The sequence below is a fragment of the bacterium genome (genome assembly GCA_030649055.1).
Taxonomy (GTDB): domain Bacteria; phylum Patescibacteriota; class Minisyncoccia; order UBA6257; family JAUSGH01; genus JAUSGH01.
The window spans coordinates 1-22,742 of record JAUSGH010000007.1 but is presented as its reverse complement, the minus strand read 5'-3'; the positions used below and the strand labels follow the sequence as shown (position 1 = coordinate 22,742).

General features: G+C 50.0%; 22 protein-coding genes. 21 read left to right on the top strand and 1 reads right to left on the bottom strand.

Going from position 1 to position 22,742, the window contains the following annotated elements; genetic code table 11:
- The first annotated feature begins 6 nt into the window (after nucleotides 1-6).
- From pseC to Q7R85_01790, 13 genes are all read left to right on the top strand, one after another.
- Complete coding sequence (pseC, locus tag Q7R85_01850) at nucleotides 7-1,140, top strand: UDP-4-amino-4,6-dideoxy-N-acetyl-beta-L-altrosamine transaminase (protein ID MDO8584845.1); 1,134 nt, start codon at nucleotides 7-9, stop codon at nucleotides 1,138-1,140.
- A 4-nt stretch (nucleotides 1,141-1,144) separates the two neighbouring features.
- Nucleotides 1,145-2,182: a Gfo/Idh/MocA family oxidoreductase gene (locus Q7R85_01845; protein MDO8584844.1), complete on the top strand. Its 1,038-nt coding sequence runs from the start codon at nucleotides 1,145-1,147 to the stop codon at nucleotides 2,180-2,182.
- 76 nt (nucleotides 2,183-2,258) lie between these two features.
- Nucleotides 2,259-3,542: a DegT/DnrJ/EryC1/StrS family aminotransferase gene (locus Q7R85_01840; protein ID MDO8584843.1), complete on the top strand. Its 1,284-nt coding sequence runs from the start codon at nucleotides 2,259-2,261 to the stop codon at nucleotides 3,540-3,542.
- A gap of 3 nt (nucleotides 3,543-3,545) precedes the next feature.
- The gene (locus Q7R85_01835) at nucleotides 3,546-4,601 is read left to right on the top strand and encodes a hypothetical protein (GenBank protein MDO8584842.1); all 1,056 of its coding nucleotides are present in this window, start codon (nucleotides 3,546-3,548) and stop codon (nucleotides 4,599-4,601) included.
- Nucleotides 4,577-5,254, top strand: a complete 678-nt coding sequence (locus tag Q7R85_01830; GenBank protein MDO8584841.1) for an acylneuraminate cytidylyltransferase family protein — start codon at nucleotides 4,577-4,579, stop codon at nucleotides 5,252-5,254. Before Q7R85_01835 ends, Q7R85_01830 begins: the two co-directional genes overlap by 25 nt.
- A gap of 47 nt (nucleotides 5,255-5,301) precedes the next feature.
- Nucleotides 5,302-5,847, top strand: coding sequence for a GNAT family protein (locus tag Q7R85_01825; protein MDO8584840.1), 546 nt, complete (start codon nucleotides 5,302-5,304; stop codon nucleotides 5,845-5,847).
- Between the two features lie 118 nt (nucleotides 5,848-5,965).
- Complete coding sequence (locus tag Q7R85_01820; GenBank protein ID MDO8584839.1) at nucleotides 5,966-6,610, top strand: methyltransferase domain-containing protein; 645 nt, start codon at nucleotides 5,966-5,968, stop codon at nucleotides 6,608-6,610.
- A gap of 66 nt (nucleotides 6,611-6,676) precedes the next feature.
- Complete coding sequence (locus Q7R85_01815; GenBank protein MDO8584838.1) at nucleotides 6,677-7,828, top strand: N-acetyl sugar amidotransferase; 1,152 nt, start codon at nucleotides 6,677-6,679, stop codon at nucleotides 7,826-7,828.
- Nucleotides 7,809-8,447, top strand: coding sequence for an imidazole glycerol phosphate synthase subunit HisH (gene hisH, locus Q7R85_01810; protein ID MDO8584837.1), 639 nt, complete (start codon nucleotides 7,809-7,811; stop codon nucleotides 8,445-8,447). The genes Q7R85_01815 and hisH overlap by 20 nt, the downstream gene beginning before the upstream one ends.
- Nucleotides 8,440-9,198 (top strand): imidazole glycerol phosphate synthase cyclase subunit, encoded by a 759-nt coding sequence (locus Q7R85_01805; protein ID MDO8584836.1) that lies wholly within the window; start codon nucleotides 8,440-8,442, stop codon nucleotides 9,196-9,198. Before hisH ends, Q7R85_01805 begins: the two co-directional genes overlap by 8 nt.
- Before the next feature lie 172 nt (nucleotides 9,199-9,370).
- Entirely contained in the window at nucleotides 9,371-9,847 is a 477-nt protein-coding gene (locus tag Q7R85_01800) for a GNAT family N-acetyltransferase (GenBank protein MDO8584835.1), read from the top strand.
- Nucleotides 9,848-9,858: 11 nt separating this feature from the next.
- Nucleotides 9,859-10,962: a pseudaminic acid synthase gene (pseI, locus tag Q7R85_01795; GenBank protein ID MDO8584834.1), complete on the top strand. Its 1,104-nt coding sequence runs from the start codon at nucleotides 9,859-9,861 to the stop codon at nucleotides 10,960-10,962.
- Complete coding sequence (locus Q7R85_01790; GenBank protein MDO8584833.1) at nucleotides 10,959-11,633, top strand: glycosyltransferase family A protein; 675 nt, start codon at nucleotides 10,959-10,961, stop codon at nucleotides 11,631-11,633. The genes pseI and Q7R85_01790 overlap by 4 nt, the downstream gene beginning before the upstream one ends.
- Before the next feature lie 57 nt (nucleotides 11,634-11,690).
- On the opposite strand, the gene Q7R85_01785 is transcribed toward Q7R85_01790, so the two are convergent.
- Nucleotides 11,691-12,647, bottom strand: coding sequence for a hypothetical protein (locus tag Q7R85_01785; GenBank protein ID MDO8584832.1), 957 nt, complete (start codon nucleotides 12,645-12,647; stop codon nucleotides 11,691-11,693).
- A gap of 134 nt (nucleotides 12,648-12,781) precedes the next feature.
- Here Q7R85_01785 and Q7R85_01780 point away from each other — a divergent pair, with 134 nt between their 5' ends.
- The 8 genes from Q7R85_01780 to Q7R85_01745 all read left to right on the top strand — a co-directional run bounded on the left by Q7R85_01780 (nucleotide 12,782) and on the right by Q7R85_01745 (nucleotide 22,219).
- Nucleotides 12,782-14,248 carry a lipopolysaccharide biosynthesis protein gene (locus tag Q7R85_01780; GenBank protein ID MDO8584831.1) on the top strand — a complete coding sequence of 489 codons (1,467 nt, stop codon included), beginning with the start codon at nucleotides 12,782-12,784 and terminating at the stop codon, nucleotides 14,246-14,248.
- A 68-nt stretch (nucleotides 14,249-14,316) separates the two neighbouring features.
- A complete protein-coding gene (locus Q7R85_01775; protein MDO8584830.1) occupies nucleotides 14,317-15,405 on the top strand; it encodes an ATP citrate lyase citrate-binding domain-containing protein in 1,089 nt (362 codons plus the stop codon).
- Between the two features lie 132 nt (nucleotides 15,406-15,537).
- Nucleotides 15,538-16,452: a succinate--CoA ligase subunit alpha gene (locus Q7R85_01770; protein ID MDO8584829.1), complete on the top strand. Its 915-nt coding sequence runs from the start codon at nucleotides 15,538-15,540 to the stop codon at nucleotides 16,450-16,452.
- Nucleotides 16,453-16,467: 15 nt separating this feature from the next.
- Nucleotides 16,468-16,854, top strand: coding sequence for a four helix bundle protein (locus Q7R85_01765; protein MDO8584828.1), 387 nt, complete (start codon nucleotides 16,468-16,470; stop codon nucleotides 16,852-16,854).
- 56 nt (nucleotides 16,855-16,910) lie between these two features.
- A complete protein-coding gene (locus Q7R85_01760) occupies nucleotides 16,911-17,645 on the top strand; it encodes a citryl-CoA lyase (protein MDO8584827.1) in 735 nt (244 codons plus the stop codon).
- Between the two features lie 56 nt (nucleotides 17,646-17,701).
- Nucleotides 17,702-19,990 (top strand): O-antigen ligase family protein, encoded by a 2,289-nt coding sequence (locus Q7R85_01755; protein ID MDO8584826.1) that lies wholly within the window; start codon nucleotides 17,702-17,704, stop codon nucleotides 19,988-19,990.
- Between the two features lie 354 nt (nucleotides 19,991-20,344).
- Nucleotides 20,345-21,118, top strand: a complete 774-nt coding sequence (locus Q7R85_01750; protein MDO8584825.1) for a hypothetical protein — start codon at nucleotides 20,345-20,347, stop codon at nucleotides 21,116-21,118.
- A gap of 30 nt (nucleotides 21,119-21,148) precedes the next feature.
- Nucleotides 21,149-22,219: a peptidoglycan-binding domain-containing protein gene (locus Q7R85_01745; protein ID MDO8584824.1), complete on the top strand. Its 1,071-nt coding sequence runs from the start codon at nucleotides 21,149-21,151 to the stop codon at nucleotides 22,217-22,219.
- Nucleotides 22,220-22,742: the final 523 nt, after the last annotated feature.

The following is a 22,742-nucleotide window of genomic DNA, read 5'->3' as shown; positions in this document are numbered from 1 at the left end:
AGCCCTATGATTCCCTATGGCCATCAATTCATTGATGAAGACGATATCCGAGCGGTCGTGAAGGTGCTCCGGTCGCCGTATTTGACGCAAGGACCGGAGGTTGAAGCATTTGAGGAGGCATTGGCGAAATACTGCGGCGTGAAGTACGCCGTTGTTTTTTCAAACGGCACGGCGGCGCTGCACGGCGCGTACTTCGCGGCCGGACTTGGGCGCGGGGATGAGTTCATTACGAGTCCGCTCACCTTCGTTGCAACCGCGAACGCCGGGTTGTATCTTGGCGCAAAGCCCATCTTTGCCGACGTTGACGATCGAGGCAATCTTGATCCCATTGCGGCGGCGAAAAAAATCAACAAGAAAACAAAATTGATTTCCGTTGTTGACTACGGGGGACACCCTGCTAATCTTCCCGCGTTCAAAAAAATAGCGAAACGCCACGGCGTAGTGTTGGTTGAGGATGCCTGCCATTCGCTTGGCGCAACGCTCCGCGGGAAACGCATCGGTAGCATTGCGGACATGACGGCCTTCAGTTTTCATCCGGTGAAGTCTATTACTACCGGCGAGGGCGGCGCGGTGCTTACCAACAACAAGCAGTATGCGGATGCGTTGCGGGTATTCCGCACGCACGGCATCACCAAAGACGCGGCGTTGCTCAAAAGAAAGTCGGAGGGCGCGTGGTACTATGAAATGCAGCAGCTCGGTTTCAATTATCGCTTGACCGATATTCAGTCGGCGCTCGGGTTGAGCCAGCTCAAAAAAATTGACCGATTTATGGCGCTGCGGCGGTCCGTTGCCGCGCGTTATGCGAAGGAACTCGGTGGCCTTCAAAAGGTTTTGCAATTGCCGACCGAGGAGAAGGGCGTGACGTCCAGTTGGCATTTATACCCGGTGCGGCTCCGCGGAGCTTTTGCGAAGAAACGCGCAGAAGTTTTCGCGCAGCTGCGCGCTGCCGGTATTTGGTGCCAGGTGCATTATATTCCGGTGTACCTCCAGCCGTATTACCGGAAGTTGGGATATACAAAGGGTAGTTGCCCTAATGCCGAAGCATTTTACGCTTCGGAAATTTCCATCCCAATCTTCCCCGGCCTTTCAAAAGCTGATCAAGCGCATGTTATTAAAACATTGCGGACCGCTCTCTCTTAATTTTATGGCACAAACAAAAAAACGCGCCGCAATTATCGGAGCCGGCAATATCGGCGTGAAGTTCAGCGGATATCAACTTCCGTTCCATACAACGCATATGGAAGCATACCTGGCTAACCAGGAAATCAATCTTGTCGCAATCGCCGATTCCGATCAGCGCGCCTTGCAATCGGCAAGTGCCTTGTTCCGCGGCCGACCGTACTCCGATTATCGCGAAATGTTTCGGCAAGAAAAGCCGGAGCTTGTCAGTATCTGCACTCCGGACCAAACCCACTTCCCGATTTTGCGGGAGGTGTTGAAGCATGCTTCGGTCCGCGGAATTTGGTGCGAGAAACCGCTGGCGATTTCTTTAACCGAAGCGAAAAAAATGGCGGCTGCGTGCGAACGGCGCGGCGTCAAACTGCTCGTGAATTTTATTCGCCGCTATGATCCTTTCTATGAGTTTATTAAAGAACACATGGCGGAACTGGTAGGGGATGTGCAGGCGGTTGGCTGTTATTATAGCGGCGGTATTGTAACGACTGGCTCGCATCTCCTGGATCTCTTAGTATTTTTGTTCGGACCATGCGATGAAGTGTCGGCGACGAATGCGAAGAACGGATTAATCGGCCGACTGCGATTCGGTTCGGTGTTCGCCACCATCATGCCACTCGCGACGAAACAGTACAGCATTCTGGAGATGAACATCTTCGGATCCGACGCGCGGCTTGATACCATCAACAAGCCGTTCGGCGTATATGACTACCGGTATTATCTGAAACAAAAAGATCCGGTGCTCGGGTCGCAGTTTATCGCCAATGATGCCCGGAATCCGATTTCGAAAGATTTGCCGCGCAATTATATGGATTCCGCGCTTCAGGATCTCTTGGGTAGCGTCGGGAAAAATCGCGAACCGCGTTCGTCGGGGAAGACGGCGTTAGCTTCACTCGAAATTATGCATGCATTGTTGTATTCTTCTGAGCATAATGGGGTGAATGTCCGCTTGTCGTTTCGGGGGAAGGTGAAGAAGTTGCCTCAACCGGGCGGGGATGTGAAAAAATAAAAAGCGTCGGCGCTCAATGGACGTTGCGCCTATCCCCAGGATGATTCTGGGGAATCACATAATTTCGCTAAATCATATGAAAAAACTCGCATTATTTGGAGGGAAGCCGATATTAAAGAAACCATTTCCGCCGGTGTACAACATCGGCAAGGAAGAATTGCGCGCGGCGACGCAAGTAATAAAAAACGGACCGCTGTCGGATTTTGTGGGCGCGAATGGCCCGTATTTTTTGGGCGGCAAACAGGTCAAAAAACTTGAAGCGCTGTTTTGTAAAAAATTCGGCGTGAAGCACGCGGTTTCATTTAACTCGGCGACGACTGCGCTACATGCGGCGGTTGCGGCGCTTAGTATCGGTCCCGGTGATGAGGTGATCGTGTCGCCGTACTCCATGTGTGCCTCGGCCACCGCGATTTTGATGAACGGAGCGGTGCCGGTATTCGCCGATATTGATGAGAAAACATTTTGCATTGATCCGGCATCGGTCAGAAAATGTATTACCCCGCGCACGAAGGCGATTATGGCGGTGAATATTTTCGGAGGATCATCTGATTTCGACGAGCTGCTGAAGATTGCCAAAGAGTTCAATATTAAAATTATTGAAGATAACGCGCAGTCACCCGGCGCAACGTATAAAGGAAAGTTCACCGGAACCATCGGCGACATCGGCGTCTTTAGTTTCAATGTGCATAAAACTATCCAGAGCGGCGAGGGCGGAGTTCTCGTAACGAACAACGCGCATTACGCGTTCCGTGCGCAGTTGGCGCGGAATCACGGGGAAGCATATGTTGACCAGGATCCGGGTTACGCCGACGGTCCTATCATCGGAAGCAATTATCGCATGACCGAACTTGAGGCGGCGATCGCGTATGAGCAGCTTCGCAAACTGGATTTTTTGAACAAGAAGCGGCTGGAGTTGGTAACATATCTTACAAAACAGTTGTCCGTCATTCCCGGCCTTGTATTGCCGTATGTTCCCAAGGGTTCGAGCCACGTGTTTTATGTGTACCCGATGAAAATTGACGAATCGAAACTGGAGATTTCTCGTGATAACTTTGCGCGGGCGATGACCGCCGAAGGGTTCCCCATGTCCCTCGGATATACCAAACCTTTATATCTCCTGCGCGTATTTCAGGAGCAAAAGGTATTTAATAACACTAACTTTCCGTTTGTGGGAAGCCATTACGGGGGACGCGTTGATTATACGAAGGGCATTTGTCCCGTGGTTGAACGGATGTATGAAAAAGAATTTACGTTCACGACGGTGTGTCAATATCCGAGGACAAAAAAACATATAGATCTTTTTGTTAGCGCCGTTAAAAAAGTTTACGCCAACCGGCAGGAGTTTAATGGAAATAAGTAATATATGAGAGTTCTTTTCGCGGCGCAGGATCCGGGCAGCGCGAACGCGCTCGCGCCGGTGATCAAAAAGTTATCTGCAAAAGCTTCGGTTAAGGTGCTTGGAGCGAAATACGCCGTTCCGATGTTCGCGCGGGAGAAGATTCGTGCTACGGACTGCACTTCTTATTCGGACGCGCAGCTTGCGGATGTTGTTGTTGCGTGGAAGCCGGACATCATGGTGCTGGGGGCAAGCGCCGGACTGAGTATCGAAAAACGGTTCACGCTTATTGCCCGGGCGCGCGGCATACGAACCGTTTCCGTGATTGATTATTGGAGCGGTTACGACGACCGCTTCGGAGAAAAAATAAATAAACGCCACCGTTATCTTCCGGATGACATTTGCGTGATTGACCGCGTGATGAAGCGCGAATTATTGGAACTCGGCGTTCCCGCCGGGGCAATCGCGATTACAGGAAACCCGGCTCTTGAGGCAAGCATAAAAAAAATCCGTACAAAAACAAAACACCCGAAAAATTTGTTATATATTTCAACACCGTTTTCTTCGTTGCATCCCAATCCGTATCCCTTCAACGAATTTCAGGTGCTGGAAGACGTGCTCGGATACGCACAATGGAAGGATTACGGACCTGTTATCGTGAAGTTGCATCCGAAGGAAGAGGAAGGGAAGTACGATGAACTTATCGCCCGTTATCCCGAAGTTCCGGTTCGCGTGGTGAAGGATGCCGATCTTTACCGATTACTTAGCGAAGCAACGCTGATTGTCGGAACAAATTCTATTGTGCTGCTTGAAGCAAGCATTGCCGGTAAGCCGGTTATCAGCTATCAGCCGGGACTTCATCCGAAGGATGATGTGTTGGTGAGTAACCGAAGAGGATTGAGCCGGGCAATCTATCATAAAAAAGATTTATATGATTACTTAGATGAGTATTATCGCCGGAAACAGTGGTCGCCGCCGGCGCGTACGCTCTCGGTGCTGAAGAAACAGTATGCGAATATGAACGCAACTCAAAATATTATTACCTTTATCACTAAAATATGGAAAAAAATAAAAAGAAAATAATTGTTGTTATTCCGGCCCGGGGAGGTTCAAAAGGGGTGCCGAGAAAAAATATCAAGCTGCTCGCCGGAAAACCGATGATCAGCTACATCATCGCCTCCGTAAAAAAAGTGAAAGGCATTGACCGGGTCATTGTGAGCACCGAAGACAAGGAAATTGCCGAGGTGGCAAAAAAGTTCGGTGCCGAGGTACCCTTTATCCGTCCGATGGAACTTGCGACCGATGAGGTCGCGACGCTGCCGGTGTTGCAGCACGCGGTGAAAGAGCTGAAGCGTAAGGAAGGATATAGTCCGGATTACGTCCTCTTGGTGTATCCGACTTCGCCCTTATTGAAAACCGAGCGGATACAGCAAGCCGTGGATCTGGCGCTGGCAAACGATGCCGACTCGGTTGTCAGCGGCACATACGATAAGGGACATTTTTGGGTTGAGGTTGAGGGTGGCTACGAGCGTCTGTATCCGCGAAAGTTGGAAAACCGCCAAATGTCAAAGCCGCTGTTCAAAGAAAACGGGGCGATATATTTGACGCGCACCAATATCCTGATGCGGCAGGTTGTCGCCGATAAGTTACTGCCGCTCATCATGGACAATGATGAAAATGTTGATATTGATTACCCTGAAGATTTTGATCGCGCGGAAGCGATTCTGCGGAAATAAGTAATCTTCATTACTGCCTTGTCTTCTTGCGAGGCGTCGTCCAAAAAATGAAAAAGCATTCAACGTATCTTATTGCCAGTGAGCGGCTCGGGTTAAGGGAATTATCACCGGCTGAGGCGACACTGAGGTATGTTCACTGGTTAAACGACGCCAAGGTTCAGCTTTACACCCGACGGCGAGGAAAAAAATTTTCGCTTAAGGACGTAAGGGATTTTATCGCGTCAACGCGACAGTCGCCCGATCGCCATTTTGCCGTGTTCATTAAAGATGGGGAGAAACATATTGGGAATATCTTTATTATCGCTATCGACAAGGAAAACAAGAGCGCCGAGCTTTCGATTATGATTGGCGATCGGAGCGTCTGGGGCAAGGGCTATGCGACTGAAGCAATTATTCTCGCGACCAAGCTGGCATTTAAAGTTTTAAAGCTTCATCGGTTATGGGCTGAATCGGCGCACCCGGTCTTTAACGCCATCATGCGTAAACTAAACTGGGTTTTTGAAGGGCGTCGCCGCGACGCGTTCCGGATGCCGCGCGGCTATCGGGACGTTGATTGTTGGTCAGTACTCGAAGCTGAGATTGATAGTAAGTAAAAAGAGGACTATCGCGTTGAGTATGGCGCCGTCATATATGAAATCGTTATAAAAAAGTCCGATGCGTGATGCGGTAGAATTTTGCATTGCGGGCAATTGTTGGTTATCATCGTATTATATGAAAAATAGAAAATTCACTGACCAGGAAAAATTTTGGCAATCGGATTTTGACAAAGGGTACATAGAAAGGAACCTGTTCACCAACAGGGAATTAGACGACCTTTATATGAAAGAATACGGGCTGTCCAGATCGGTAATGAATACCCGGTTTTTGGGTACATTGAAGTTGAATAATATCCTGGAGGTTGGGAGCAGCGTCGGAAACCAATTGGCACTTTTGCAATCACAAGGCCATCAAAATCTTTACGGAGTGGAAATTTTTAACGTCGCCGTTGCGATAGCTCAAACGCACACGAAAGGAATCAATATTATCCAGGGAAGCGCTTTTGATATTCCTTTTAAGGATGATTATTTTGATTTGGTATTCACCTCCGGAGTTTTGATTCATATTGCTCCGAAGGATCTCAAAAAAGCCATGCGGGAAATTTATCGGACCAGCAAGAAATATATCTGGGGGATGGAGTATTTTTCGGAAAAACCTCAGGCGATTGATTACCGCGGCCATAAGGACCGGCTTTGGAAAAGAGATTTCGTCCAAATGTATCTGGATTTGTTTCCAAATCTCAGATTGGTAAAAAGAGAAAAATATAAATACGTGAATGGTAATAATGTGGACGAGATGTTTTTATTGAAGAAAATATAAGCTCGTCGTGAACGTAGGCGTGAGTATCTGGTTACTAGAGAGGCATGCAAAAATCGTATGACTAAAATCACCTACTGCAAAAAATGCGTCATGCCCAATACAAAGCCGGATTTATTTTTTGATCAGGCCGGAGTTTGCGATGCCTGCCTGTCGGCTGTAAAGAAAGAAACCGGCATTGACTGGGAAGCGAGGAAAAAAGAATTTGAAGCCATTATTGAAACATACCGCTCCAAAGACGGCAGCAATTACGATTGCATTATTCCGGTCAGTGGCGGCAAGGATAGCCATTACCAGGTTTATGTGATGAAAAAAGTGTACGGTCTGAATCCACTGCTGGTTTCTTTCGAGCAGACCCATATTACGGAATTGGGAAGAAAAAATCGGGAGAATATCCGGACATTCGGCTGCGACTTCGTTTATTTCAAAAAAAATCCGGATGTATACAAGAAAATGGCCATCGAGGCCTTTAAACGGGTCGGCGACAACGAATGGCCCAATCACATCGGTATTTTTACGATTCCGGTCCGGACCGCTGTCCAGTATAATGTCCCTCTGATTATTTGGGGGGAAAATTCCCAGTTGGAATATGGGGGACCGGCGTCCGCCACCGAGAAAAATTATCTTGACCGGCGCTGGCTTGAGGAATTCGGCGGACTTTTGGGAAACAGAGTGGATGACATGATTGGCGTCGGCGGGATTACCAAAAAAGATCTGCTCGCGTATTCTTACCCGAGCGACAATGAGTTAAAACGGGTCGGCGCGACCGGGCTATTCCTGGGCTATTACTTTAAGTGGGACGCAAGAAAGCAAAATGAAATCGTCAAGCGATACGGATTTGCCGTTAAGGAAGACGGACCGGTTGAGGGAACATACACCAATTATGAAAATCTGGATGAGGGTACGGTTGGCGTCCACGATTATTTGAAATTTCTCAAATACGGTTTTTGCAGGGCTACGGATCATGCCTGCTTGGACATTAGGAATGGCCGGATTACCAGGGAAGAGGGAATGGAGTTGGTCCGAAAGTATGACGGCAAGTATCCGTATTACGGAGTTAAAGAATTTTCGGAATATTCCGGCATGAGCAAGGAGGAGATTGATGCCGTTATGGATTCTTTTACCAATCCGCAGATTTTCAAAAAGGATTCTCACGGAAAGTTTTTACGGGATATTGCCGGGAATTTAGTTAAAGTAAATTATGACAATGAAAGTGCTTAACGGCATCATCATTGATTATGAGATGGGCAATGTTGCTTCGGTTGCGAAAACATTCGAAAAAATCGGCGCATCGGTTGTCGTTTCCCGCAAACAAGATGAAATTTCCCGCGCGGATTTCTTAGTGCTTCCCGGAGTAGGCGCGTTTGGGGACGGAATGGAGAATCTTAAGCGTTTCGGTTTGGCGGACATTTTAGCTCAAAGAGTGCTGGAGGAGAAAGTTCCGTTTTTAGGCATTTGTCTTGGCATGCAGCTACTGACAGATGTCGGTTATGAGTTCGGAGAAACGCGCGGGTTGGGTTTTATTAAAGGCAAAACCGTTAAGCTGGATGCCGGAAGTTTGCGGCTACCTCATGTCGGCTGGGACAATGTTGAACCGGTTAATGGGAACAGCCGTCTTTTTGACGGTATTGAGGATAAAAATTTTTATTTTGTCCACAGTTATTGTGTCCGCCCCGACGACATCGCGATTATTTCCGCAACCTGCGATTACGGAGAAAGGTTTGCCGCCGGCATTCAACGCGATAATATTTTCGCCGCGCAGTTTCATCCGGAGAAAAGCCAACATAGCGGATGGAAGTTTTTAGAAAATTTTTTAAAACAAATTACTGAGTATGCTTAAAACCAGAGTTATCCCATGCATGCTGTTTAATGGGATTAATCTTGTCAAAACAATCAAATTCGATGGATTAAGGAATCTTGGCAATCCCATACAGATGGCGAGAGTTTATAACAGCCGGAACGTGGATGAATTAATTTTTATTGATTTAAAGGCTACCGAAGAACACCGCCCACCGGCTTTTGAAATTGTTCAGGGAATCGCGAAGGAATGTTTTATGCCGCTGACTATCGGCGGTGGCATTCATTCCTTGGATGACATCGGAATGTTATTGAAAATAGGGGCGGATAAAATAGCCGTGAACAGCGAGGCGTTGCAAAACCCGGAATTCGTCGCTTTGGCGGCGAGAACTTTCGGCAGTCAATGCGTAGTATTATCCATGGACGCAAAAAAGGTCGGTAACGATTATGTTGTCTTTAAAAATCGTGGACTGGAAAATTCCGGAATATCGGCGGTTCACTGGGCAAGGGAAATGGAGTGTCGCGGAGCGGGAGAAATTTTGCTTACTTCCATCGATAAGGATGGCACCATGGAGGGTTACGACTTAGATCTCATTAAGGCGGTGGCTGGCGCCGTTTCCGTTCCGGTCATTGCTTCTGGCGGAGCGGGGAAGGTGCAGGATATTATTGACGCGGTTTTGGTCGGTCATGCGGATGCGGTTTCTTTGGCAAGTATGTTTCATTATTCCGGCCATACCGCCAACAGCATTAAGCAGCGGATGTGGGATGCCGGCATTCCGGTGAGGATGGTTTAAAAAGGATATAATCCGTTACGGTGTAGAATTGTGGTCAAGTAATATCCGCAGCATGTTCGCGGCCAAAGCGTTTGAGTAAACGACCCGACCAAGAAGGATGCAATGTTCCTCCTTAAAAAATGATGGTCCTCCTGCATAACGAAAATAATTATACATGAGGTCTAGTGATAACATGCCGCAAACGATACGCGTGCGTCGCGCGGAAGAACGTGACAAGGATTTTTTGTTCCAACTCCGCAACGAGGACAGCGTTCGCGCGCAATCTTGGCATACGGAGCGCGTTGATGCGTCCACACACGACGCGTGGTTCAAGAGCTCTTTGCGAAATCCTAAACGCGTATTGTACGTCGTTGAGGCGGACGGCACGTCAGCGGGTCAGGTGCGATTTGATGTTGATGACGGCGGAGAATCCGCCGAGGTCAGTGTTTCTGTTACGGAGCGTTTTCGTGGAAAGGGGATCGGTAGCGAAGCTTTGCGTTCCGCGGGTCAATCATTGTTTAAAGACTTTCCGAACATCAAAAAGATTTTTGCGCACATCAAAACCGATAACTTTGCATCCGTGAAGACATTTCAAAAAGCAGGATATGAAAATCGCGGCATCGTTGATTACGAAGGCCACGAATGTATTGAAATGATCGCGTCGCGGTAGGTGTTATATACATGACTATGAACATCGGCAATAAAAAAATCGGTCCGGGGAATCCGTGTTTTATCGTTGCGGAGCTTTCGGGTAATCATCATCAAAAATATGAAGAGGCCGTGCGCCTGGTGGAGGCCGCCGCAGCGGCGGGCGTTGACGCAGTAAAACTCCAAACATATACGCCGGATACGATGACCTTAAACTGTGACAAAGAGTGGTTTAGAGTCGGTGGCGAAGATAATCCGGAATTGTGGAAAGGTAAGACGTTATATCAGCTGTATCAAACCGCGTATACGCCTTGGGAATGGCAACCGAAGTTGAAAAAGCTTGCGGATAAACTTGGCGTCATGCTTTTTTCAACTCCGTTTGACGAAACCGCCGTGGATTTTTTGACCAAAATGGATGTGCCGGCGTTCAAAATCGCGTCATACGAGGCGACGGATTTTGTGTTGCTCAAAAAAGTCGCGCGTACCGGAAAGCCCGTGATTATATCCATCGGTTACGCATCGGAAGACGAGGCGCGGTTTGCCATTGATACGCTCCGCGCGTATGGCGCGAAGGATATCGCGATACTGCATTGCGTGACGGGATACTCCGGCAATCCGAAGTGGGAAGATATGAATTTGAAAACCATTCAGGACATCCGCGAACGTTTCGGGGTCGTCAGCGGATTTTCCGATAACAACGCAGGCGTTGAGATCCCAGTGATGGCGGTGCGTGCGGGCGCGTCTATTGTTGAGAAGCACTTGATTTTAGATAGAAAAACCGGCGGGCCGGATGCTGAGTTTTCTTTGGAGCCGCACGAACTTAAAGAAATGATTGCAAAAATTCGTGACTTAGAAAAACGCGGCGAGAAGGAAACGGTTCCGGCTACGATGCTTGGCGAGGTGCATTATGGGCCGAATAATAAGTTGGAAGAATACAATAAACGGTGGCGCCGGTCGCTGTTTGCGGGGAAGGATATCAAAAAAGGTGAACTGTTCACCAAAGAAAATGTCCGGGATGTGCGGCCGGCGTTCGGTCTTGAAACGAAGTTTTACGATAAGGTCATCGGCAAAAAAGCCGCGAGCGATATTGCGTTCGGGACGCCGTTACAGCGCGACCATATACAAGGGGGCTTATGATAAAAGCATCAATCGTCATTACGGCATATAACTCCGCTGCGTTTATTGAACGCTCGTTACAGAGTGCGCTCACGCAGCAGTTTCCGAAAAGCGATTACGAGATCGTCGTTATTGACGACGGCTCCACCGATGAGACGCCGCAGATACTCGCGCGGTTCGGCAATGCTATCCGCGTCATCCGGCAGGCGAACCGCGGTTTTGTCGGCGCGGCGAATGCCGGGTTCCGCGCGGCGGTTGGCACCTATGTCACCAAGCTTGATAGCGACGATGCGTTCGGGCCGGACCTTTTGCGTGAGACAACCGATGTGCTTGACGCCAATCCCGAGATTGATTTCGTGTATTCCGATTACGAGGAGCGCATGGGCGACGTTACGCGTGTCGTCAGCACCGAAAATATATTTTCAAGCATCGCCATCGGGATGATGTATCGCAGGGAGCGGTTAGCCGCGGAAGGATGTTACCGTGAAGGTCTGAAATTTCCCGAATATGATTTGCTGCTGCGGACGCTCGGCCGCTGGAAGGGCTTTCGGATTCCAAAGCCGCTATTCACTTATATCCGCAGGCCCGAAAGCGTGACGAAAGAAACTGGCTGGCAGGAGGACGCACTTCGCGAGCTTCGCGCGCTGTATCCGGAACATCGCGATCTCATCGCGAAGATAAGGAAGTATTAGAATCAAAAATGAAACCGGCCCGCAGAGAGAAACTCTCTGGGGCCGGTCATCGGTCGCCTAGAACCAGGCGATGAGCCGCGTTGCAAGTTGCTGCAGCGCGTCGTGCGCAAAGAGCAGTATGCCGCCGGTGATGCCGATTGCGAAGTACCAGCGTTCGGCCTTGTCCAGATCTTTCTTTTCCTTGAAGAAGTAGAGGCCGATGAGCGCCGGGATGATCATTTCCCCGGTAAGGAAGATCGGCTGTACGATGACGAGCGGCGCCTTCCTCAGCGACCAGTATTGGAGCAGTAGTGATGCGATGATGGAGACGGAGAGCACACACGTCCATTGGATGCTCTTTTTTGTGAGCGGCTGCGTGCATTTGGGGTTCAGCTCCACTCCCGCGAGGAAGATGAGCATAGCCCCTGTTGCCGCACCGCCGTACCAACCGACGAGGAACGTTCCAAGTGACACGCCCTCCACCGCGAACTTGCGCATAAGGAACACCGCTACTCCCCAGATGATGCTGTAGCCGGCGACGCATGCGTAGAAGGCCGGAGGAGTTGACGAGTTGCTTTCTGCGCTTCCCGATGTCTCCGCTTTCTGCATTTTCCGCCATCCATGCCGGAAGAAGCAGACGATCGCGATGAAGCTCGTGACGATTCCCGCGATGATCCACGGGTTTAGGAATTTACCTTCGTGGAGCACCGTGAAACAGAGTGTCATCGCGATGATGTCATCCCACACCGTGAAGAGCGCGTTCTTGGAGAGCGAGTATCCGATGGACTTCCACTGACAGAACGCGCCGAAGGCATTTGCGATGCCGACGGCGAAGAGGACGCGGGCGTTTCTGTCGAAGTTGCAGTCGCCGCTCCAGATGGCGAATGCGGACGCAAGCAGCAGACAGACGAGGAATTGCAACAGGAACTTCTGCGTCCGGGACTCATCGTTCTCCTTTGTGAGTTTCTTGATGAGCGGCTGCGCGATGACGTATGCGACCACGAGCCGCAGCACCACCGGTACCTGCCAAGACATAGGCCTACCCTTTCAAAAGGTTCTAGCAAATCTGTTTCGGTACTAGCGATATACTAAATCTTTTTAGTTTTTTAGTCAAACGGCCGGATGGTTACCATTAGAGTGAAAAATCGGTTATATTGATATCTATCTCAATGGAATCAACCGAAGGGACGCTTCATAAAGCAATACAAGGAGGGAAGTGGTCGGGGTTGGGACTCGTTGCCCAGAAGATCGTCGGCTTCGGGACTTTTTTTGTTTTGGCGCGGACGCTTGCGCCCGATGACTACGGTATCATCACCATCATTCTGATGTTCGTCGGCATTTTGAACACCGCTTCAATGCCGGGGTTTGAAAACGCGATCATCCAGCGGCAGGGAGATATTCGTGCCTATCTTGACGTGTACTGGACGTTTAATTTTTTGAGAGCTATCGGCATCGCCGTCCTTATTTATCTCGCCGCTCCGTTTGTCGCGATATTTTTTCACATCACTGATCCGACCGCGCTTGCGCTGTTGCGTTACGGCGGAATTCTTACGGTCATCCAGTCCTTGAGCAACCTCGGCAACATGTTCTTTTTTAAGGAGATGAATTTCCGGACGCTGTTTATGCGCGACATTGCCGGTCAGCTTGCGTTTACGGCGACGGCGATACCTTTCGCGTTTCTGCATCCAACTGCCGCCGCGCTTTTTTTTGGTTACGTCGCGCAGTACATTGCGGGGGTTGTAGTGCAATACGCGGGGCATCCGCACCGGCCAAAGTTTTCTTTCCAATTCGGGCGCTTGCGGGACTTGAGTTCGTACGGCGGGTGGGTCATGGCGCAAAATGCCTTGGGGCAAATCAATTATCTTGTTGAATCGTCTATTGTCGGCCGTTTTTCCGGTCCGGCGAATTTGGGATTGTATTCTCGCGCGAACAGCATCGCTTCATTGCCGTCCTCGGCGCTTTTTACGATCGTGACGAAAGTCGGATTTCCGGCATACGCGCGCATTCAAGGGGACATGCAAAAACTGCGCGAAGGATTTTTGCGGAGTTTTGATATCGCGCTCCTCACGATGATTCCGTTTCTCGTGATTATTTTACTTTTTGGTGAACCGCTCGCGCAGATTCTTTTGGGAGCGAAGTGGCTGGGTATGGTTGCGGCGATGAAGGTGCTCGTTGTTGCGCTCACGTTTGAAGGATTCGCGGTGATTACGTATCCATTGCTTGACGGCGCGGGATTTCCTGATGTGCGGTTCAAAATGTCGGTCGCGCAATTTTTCATTTCCGCGCCGCTGCTTTTGGTGCTCACGCGGTACTTCAGTATTTACGGAGCGGCGGTTGCTATGCTTATCAACGGTTTCGCCTTGGCGCTTATCGCGAGTTACTGGTCTTTCCGCTATTTAGGGCTGCGGTTTGCCGACGTGAAGATTCCGATCGCGGTCATCTTCGGCGCAACACTGATGACTATGCTCGCTGCCGCGCCGTTATATATGTATGGCGCGAAGTTGAGCGCGCCGCTCTTCATTGCGTTGCTTGGCGTTCCGGCGCTTGCATACATTGCCGGAATCATTTTTATCGGCCGGCGGTTCGCGACCGGTCCGTATCACACGCTACGCATGATTATGCGGACGATTGTGTAAAACGTGCATGTATCGCTTCGACAAACTCAGCGAATAATATTTCCTGAGTGAAATCGAAGGAATACCTTATGAATTTATTCGAACACGAAGGAAAAAAGTTATTCAAAAAGTATGGAATTTTGGTGCCGGAGGGCATGCTTGTTTCCCGTCCTGGTGTCGGGCCGAAGTTTTCCGGCCCATACGCGGTGAAGGCGCAGGTTACTTTTGGCGATCGCGCGCGCAGTGGCGGAATTCTTTTTGCCGATGATGAGCGCGCGGCAAAAACGGCAGTCGCCGATTTACTCTCCAAAACGCTGCGCGGTGAGCGCGTGAAAAAAGTGTTGGTTGAGCAAAAAATTGCGGCAGTGGCGGAATATTATATAAGTTTCAGTTACTCCACAGATCATCGCGCGCCGGTTTTGGCCGCAACCGTTTCCGGCGGCACAGGCACAAAGAAAGCGGAGGTGTTTCCGGTTGACGTCATCGGAGGATTGCACCCATTTTTTATCCGTAGCGCGTTGCTCCGCGCCGGCATCCCGTTTGCCGATGTCGGCGGCCTCGTGCCGATTGTCAAAAGTTTATGGAATTGTTTCTTCGGCGAATATGCCTTGCTTGCCGAAATTAATCCGCTGATGAAGACCCCAGACGGAAAGTTTGTTGCGGCGGACGCGAAGGTTGTTTTGGATGACGAAAAAATAAAACCCGGTGAACGCAGGTTTATTGATATGGATGGGGACATCGCGATTTTGGCTTCGGGAGGCGGAGCGTCGCTTTTAAACATTGACGCGCTCTTGAAATATAACGGATGGCCGGCGAACTATACCGAATATTCCGGAAATCCGCCGAAGGAAGTGGTGCGTGATTTAACAAAGCGTGTGCTCGCGCGCCACGGCTTGAAGGGGCTGTGGGTCATCGGCGGTACGGCGAATTTCACCGATATTTACGAAACCATGGTTGGGTTTATTGAGGGGCTGCGCGAAGTGAAACCGAAGCCGACATTTCCGATTGTTATCCGTCGTGACGGTCCGCGGGGGCAGCAAGCGTTCCGGATGTTGCGAGAAGTCGCAAAAAAAGAAGGATATCGGTTCACTGTGTTTGACGGAAAAACATCAATGGCGGAGAGCGCGAAGCGCGTCGTAGCATTGGCGTATCGAAGCAATAAAGCATCGAAACAATAAAGTAAGACTACAGTGTCATTCTGAGGCGATGAGCCGAAGAATCTCCGAGAGATCCTTCGTCGGCCGCGGGCACCTCTTCGGATATATTATTTATAATCAATCAACCGGCCTGCTGGCGAACTCAGGATGACAATGAAAAAAATAACTATGGCAATACTTATTGATAAAAAAACGAGTGTGCTTGTACAAGGAATAACCGGCAACGAGGGTTCGCGCGCGTGCAAGGAGATGCTGGCTTATGGCACGGCGGTTGTTGCCGGAGTAACGCCGGGCAAGGGCGGGCAAAGCGTGGAGGGAATTCCGGTGTATAACGCCGTGTTTGAGGCGCTTCAACAACATCCCGAAATCAACACCTCGCTCATCACGGTGCCGGCTGCGTTTGTAAAAGACGCCGCGTTGGAAGCCATTGACGCGGGTATTCCGCTTATTGATATTCTGACCGAGCATGTGACGGCACAAGATGCGGCATACATTGTTGCGGCGGCGCGTCGTGTCGGCGTGCGCGTCGTCGGCCCGTCGTCGGTCGGCATTATTTCACCCGGACTCGGGAAAATTGGAAGCATCGGAAGCGGCGAAATTAAAAACGTATTCACGCCCGGCCATATCGGCGTTATTTCAAAAAGCGGGGGAATGACGGCGGAGATTTCTTCAACGCTTTCGCGCGAAAAATTAGGACAAAGCACTGTCATCGGAATCGGAGGAGATGCGATTATCGGTTCGGACTTTGCCGACCTGTTGGAGCTTTTTGAAAAAGATCCGGAGACCAAAGCGGTGGTGCTTTTCGGCGAGGTTGGCGGAACTTATGAAGAACTTGCGGCCGAATTCATTCGCAAAAAAAAGTTTACGAAGCCTGTTGTCGCGCTTGTCGCCGGAAAGTTTACGGAAACCCTGCCGCAAGGAACCGTGCTCGGCCACGCGGGCGCGATTGTTTCCAAAGGCCGCGGGAGTTACGCGTCAAAAGTAAAGGCGCTTCGTGCGGCGGGAGTCATGGTGGCGGATATTTTGGATGAGGTGCCGGGACTCATTAAGAAGGTATTGAGTATATAGTATTGAGAAGACAGTATGGAATCGCAAAAATCTCAAGAGAAAATTCAGTCATTCACCGATTTGGTGGCGTGGCGTAAGGCCCATGAGCTTGTAGTAATCGTCTACCGTCTTACGAAAAGTTTTCCGAAGGAAGAACTTTTTGGTTTGAGTAATCAGCTACGGCGCGCAGCAGTTTCGGTTTCGTCAAACATCGCGGAGGGTTTTTCTCGGCGGAGTCGAATAGAAAAGAACCGTTTTTATGACATGGCGCAAGGTTCTCTCACTGAAGTTCAGAATCAGCTTCTTGTAGCGCGCGACGTCGGATATATTTCCAAATTTGATTTTAGCAGCATTGCTCAGCAAACCGTTATCGTCCACAAACTCATCACTGGGTTAGTCAAAAGTTCTCGCGATAACAGTTAGTCCCTGCGTGTATACTGTCTTCTTAATACTCAATACTCTATACTTGAATAAATGCCATGAAATGGAAAACTTCAATCAGCGTTCACAAGAACGGCGAGCTCTACATCCGCGGCTACAAGCTGACGGAGCTTATTGCCACAAAGACGTTTCCGGAAATTATATTTTTGTTGCTTACGGGGAAAATGCCGGAGAAACCACAGGCGGAACTTTTGGGCGCGATGCTTGTTGCCGCCTCTGAGCACGGCGTTGAGGCGCCCTCAACGTTTGTTGCGCGCACCACCGCATCCACCGGTGCTTCGTTTACCGCCGCGCTCGCGGCTGGGATTCTCACGATTGGAAAACATCACGGCGGAGCTATTGAAGCGCTTGCCGAATTGTTGCAATCCGGAAAGAATGCGGCAACCATCGTTGCCGAATTATCCGCTAAGGGCGAGCGATTGCCGGGTTATGGGCATAAGGTGTATAAAGACGCGGACCCCCGTACTACTGCATTATTTGAGCGCGCTAAAGCATTGGGGCTTTTGGGAAAATATGCGGCGCTGGCAGGTGAGCTTGGCCAAGAGCTCAATAAGAAGTCCGGCAAGTTGCTTCCGTTAAACATTGACGGTGCGTTTGCCGTATTGCTTTCCGAGCTCGGTATTCAGGCGCGCATGGGGAACGGCGTGTTTGTGCTTGCCCGCCTTCCGGGACTCATCGCGCATGTCGGTGAGGAGTTGGAGCGGGAGAAGCCGTACCGGCGGCTCACCGATGATGAAGTTGAGTACGACGGACCGGAAGTTATTGACAAATAGAACACATAGGACTTATAAGTCTTATAGGACCTATAAGTCCTATGTCTTTGAATATTATGCAATCAACCACTGAACGTGTTTTGCTCTGGATTACGAAGATAGCCTTATTCGTCGTTCCCTTTGTTCCGCTCCTCATCGCCCAAAATATGTTTTTCCCGTACATCACGGGAAAAGCGTTTGTATTCCGCGCGCTCGTGGAAGTTGCATTTTTTGCGTGGATTTGGCTCGCGATATTTAATCCGAAATACCGGCCGCGCATGACGCCACTTATGTGGAGCGTGCTTCTCTGGGTCGTTGTTGTGCTTCTCGCGACCGTGTTCGGCGAGAACCCAACGCGGAGTTTTTGGTCTAACTTTGAGCGCATGGAAGGAGCGATTGCTTATCTTCATCTCGCAATGTATTTCGTTGTGCTTTCGCATATACTCCGGCGCAAAGATTGGATGGTGTTCTTGCACTGTTCGCTTGTTGCCGGACTTCTGCAGGGCGTGTACGCGTTATTCCAAAAACTCGGATATTTGATTTCTCCGCAGGGCGGATTCCGCACCGACGGAACCATCGGTAATCCGACATATCTTGCCGCATATTTGATGTTTGTTGTCGCGTTCGCGCTGTTGCTTTGGATATACGCGCGTAACAAATGGACGAGATACTACCTGCTTGCCGCGACGTTTTTCACGTTGCTCATCATCTACTTTACCGCAAGCCGTGGCCCGACACTTGCTTTGCTTCTCGGTAGCATTTTCGCTGGCGGACTTTTCCTTATCTTTATGCGAACGGATATCACCGTTTCAAAACGCATGAGGCGCGCTATTTTTTCCGCTCTCGCGTTGCTCATCATCGTTCCCGCGGGACTTTGGATGGCGAGGAATACATCTTTCGTGCGCGGAAGCGACGTGTTGATACGCCTCACGTCAATGTCCTTCAGGGAGCGGACGATTACGTCGCGTTTCACTATTTGGAACATGAGCTGGGAAGGTTTTAAGGAACATCCATTGTTGGGCTGGGGGCCGGAAAATTATCTCGTTGTATTCTCAAAATACTATAAGACGGAACTTTGGCAGCAGGAGCCGTGGTTTGACCGCTCGCACAATATTGTTTTTGATTGGCTGATCAACGCGGGTATTCTTGGACTTATCTCGTATTTCGCGATGTTCGTGACCGGCGTCGGGATGTTATGGAAAAACTTCGCGCTTGCGCGTGAAGCGGCGGACAAGCAGCATACAACCGCGATAGAATATGAAGCATCGCGAGAACTTCATGCAGGCATTGTGATTTCTGGGCTTCTTTTCGCGTACGTCCTGCAGAACTTTTTTGTGTTTGACAATATCGCGACCTACACCGTGTTTTTCGCTTTACTCGCGTTTATCCAAAGCACAGCATTCGCGCATGCTGAAAGTTTTGACGAGCGGCGAACGGCTGGCGCTCCTTTAGTGGCGCAACGAGCAAGCGCGAGTATTGAAGCCATTGGAATGGTTTCCGCGATTCTTGTCGTGGGATTCACGCTTACGCTGTACGCGTTAAACATCCGGCCGCTACTTGTGAATTTGCACCTCCTTAATGCATTGAAGCTGCAGAGCGCGCAAGACATCCAGGGCGCGTATGATGAATATAATAACGCGCTTTCCTATGATGCGGCGTTGGGGAGGATGGAAATTGCCGAGCAATATTCGCGTTTTGCACTCGCGGCAGGCGTAGCACCTTCCCTCACTCCGGAGTTTCGTTCGCAAATGTTGCGGCAGGCGATTGAGCTCGCCGATCGAGTGGTGACAGAGAATCCGTCAGATCCACGATCGCGGCTTTTCCTCGCGATTATTCTTTCCAAAGTCGGCATGTATGACAAGGCGTTAGAGGCGTTTGACGCCGCGTTGAAGCTCGCCCCGATGAAGCATCAGGTGTATTTTGAGCTCGCGGACGCGTATTTGCAGATGGGAAATACAGCAAAAGCCGTTGAGACGATGGAGTTTATTTATCAGAAAACGAAAAACTTCGGCGCGGTCGGAATGAATCTTGCCGCGGTGCATATATTAAACGGCGATCAGGACATTGTTGATGCGTTGCTCAAGGAACATCTTGGAACAGTTGATGTTGCCGATGAACTTCTGCTTCGAGTGTATAGAGTAACCGGTAATCAGGCGCGCATCGCCGGTACGCTTAAAGCATTTATCATTGTTAACCCGGACGATATTGGTCATCGGCTTCAGCTCGCGTCAACGTATCATACGCTTGGGCGGAATGCTGACGCGATTCGTGAACTTGAAACGATCATCGCAAAGCAGCCGGACTTCGCGCAAGCGGGGAATGACATCATCGCAAAACTTCGGAGAGGGGAGGCGGTGGAGTTTTAGAATAAACGAAGCATAAAAGCAAGAAAGCAGAGAAGCAAGAATCAAAAATCAGCCCCGCATTGTGGGGCTGATTTTTGATTACGAAACCTTTTATAGTTATCCACAGTTGCTCCGTGATTTGGTCTGCTATACTAAAAAAATAAGGAGAATTGCGTGCGTATTCTGCGCATGCAAAGAATCCATCTCAGAAGTATTTAGAACCTATCTCAAAATATCTCCAAGCCGCGTTCGTCGCGATTTGCTCGTATCGCGACTGGAGATATTTTTGAGATAGGTTCTGGTCGAGGGAGGTACTTTTGAGGTGAGTTCAACATTAGGTCGCTTTATAAATTAAAATTAATTAAAAAAATCTCTATGGAGAAGAGTAGAGTTATAAGTCGCAAGCAGCAGATTGCTGCGATCGCGACATCAGTTGGTCTGTCGGTGATGCTAACCGTCGGCGCAGTGTTTGGCGCGACGACTATCAGCACGGACATTACTACGGGCGGTTCGCTTACGGTTACAGGCGCCGCAACGTTGAGCAGCACGCTCTCGGTCACCGGTCTCACGACGATGGTTTACGCATCGTCAACGAGCCAGTCGCTTGCTTACGCCGGAACTTTGATGATCGGCGGAATGGCCACTGTGACAGGATCAACGGGTAACATTGCGACACAGGGAACGCTGACTGCTACCGGTCTTACGTCTCTTGTCTACGCATCCACCACCGGTGTCTCGCTCACTCAAGCCAGCGCGCTTACGGTTGGCGGCATGGCAACAGTGACGGGATTAACGGGTAACATCAATACGGAGGGCAACGTGACGGTTGTTGGCACCGCAAGCACCACAAACTTGCTTGTCGGCGGCGGTTCAACCATTTCGGGTATTGTGACGGGTTTCTGCAACATTCCGAACTCAGGCATCCCCGCTTCAACGACCGTCGGCGTGCTTTGTAGCAGTGCTACGGGAATCTTGACGAGCTACCGTGTGTTTGTGTCGGCAACGGGTTCGCTCCCAGTGAATTTCGTTGTTACTCAGGCGTCATCAACAGCGGCAGACACCATTGGATTGCTCATCGCGAACCTTGGCTATCCTACGGCGGTGACGCAGACCGGAAACGTTTCCTTTAACTTCTTCGGCGTCAAGTAATTAGCGGATTAATATTGGACGACTAACACAATGAAAAAATATCTTTCAGTTGTTATTTCGCTCCTTGCCGCTCCGCTTTTTGCCTTCGGTGCCTCACTTGACGTGAATCTTCTGCCGAGTAGCGCGGAACTCTCCGTCAGTGGCTACACGCTCGTTGTCTCCGGTCGTCAGTCGTTTATGGACCAAATCGAGGTCAATACCGGCGACTTTGTGGTGACGACAACGGGTGGACTCTTCTTACAGGTGACATCTTCCGATCGGCGTGCGTTCACGGTTTCGCCGAGTCAGTATAAGACGTCGAATACGTGTACGGCGTCGGAGTCAACTGTAACCATTGAGGTTCCCGAAAGTAACATTGCGACTCTTGCCATTACAGTGACGCCGTCTACAACCGGTTTGTGCTCTAGTGGCGAAGGAGGTGGCGGGGGTGGTGGAGGCGGCGGGGGTGGGAGTGGTGGAGGCGGCAGCAGTAGCGGAAGCCCGACTACCGCCCCGACAGTTTCTGCGGCGCCAGCGGTTCCCACGACAAGGGAAGCAACAATTGCTGCAATCAAAGTAAAGCTTGCCGAGCTTGCGGCGAAGATTGTAGCGGCAAAGGCTCAACCATCAGCAGTGGCGCAGGTGGCTTCCCCGGTCTTCAATAAGGACTTGGTCCGCGGCGCGGAAAGTGAGGATGTGAGGCGGTTACAGCAGTTGCTTGGTGTTAATCCGGTTGGATTCTTCGGTCCTGCTACAGAAAAAGCAGTGAAGGAATTCCAGAAGAAATACGGATTGCCCCAAGTTGGGCGGGTAGGTCCGGCGACGCGCGTGAAGTTGCAGGAGGTCTATGGCGCAGTGAAAGTCCCGGCAACCTCAGCGGTTCCGGCGACTCCAGCTGTTCCAGCTCCGGCTCCGGCAAAGGCGACTCCTGCGCAACTTAATGCGTTGAAATCGCAGATTGAGGCGTTGGTGGCGCAGGTTGCGGCAAGGAAAGCAGCTTCAGTGCCAGCTCCGGCACCTGTGCCCGCGGCGAATCCGAATCAGGCAAAGATTGATGCGGCAAAGGCGCAAATCGATGCGATTATGAAACAGATTCAAGCAATGCAGGCAAAGAAGCCATAGCGCTACTTACGTGAAAAACATAAACTCGCCGCTTGAGACGGCGAGTTTATGTTTTTGAAACCGCCGGAGTTTTTCCGTGTTATATTACGCATGGTATGTACAAGCGGCGTTGTTTTTTCTAATATAGGACTTACGCACTTCACGCCTTTCTGTCATTCCCGCGGAGGCGGGAATCCAGCAGTGCCACCCGTTTTTTACAGCTCTGGATTCCCGTTTTCACGGGAATGACACCGATTGCGTAGGTCCTATGAAGTATAAAATTTGAATTAAGAAGGCACTCGAATCACGCGCTGCACCACTGTGGCGCTTTTTTGTTGTGCACAGCTTATCCACAGCTTATGTTGTGGCTTTGTGGAATCAAGTGGAATAGAATGTAGCTCTAGTGGGAAATTATGGGAAACGGAAATAACTCTTCACCATTAACTTTTAACTATTAACAAATGAAAATTGAAAAACGGATATACATAGTCTTTTATAAAGGAAAACAGTTTGCGTTGTCATTTCTCGTGAGTAGCGATGTTGC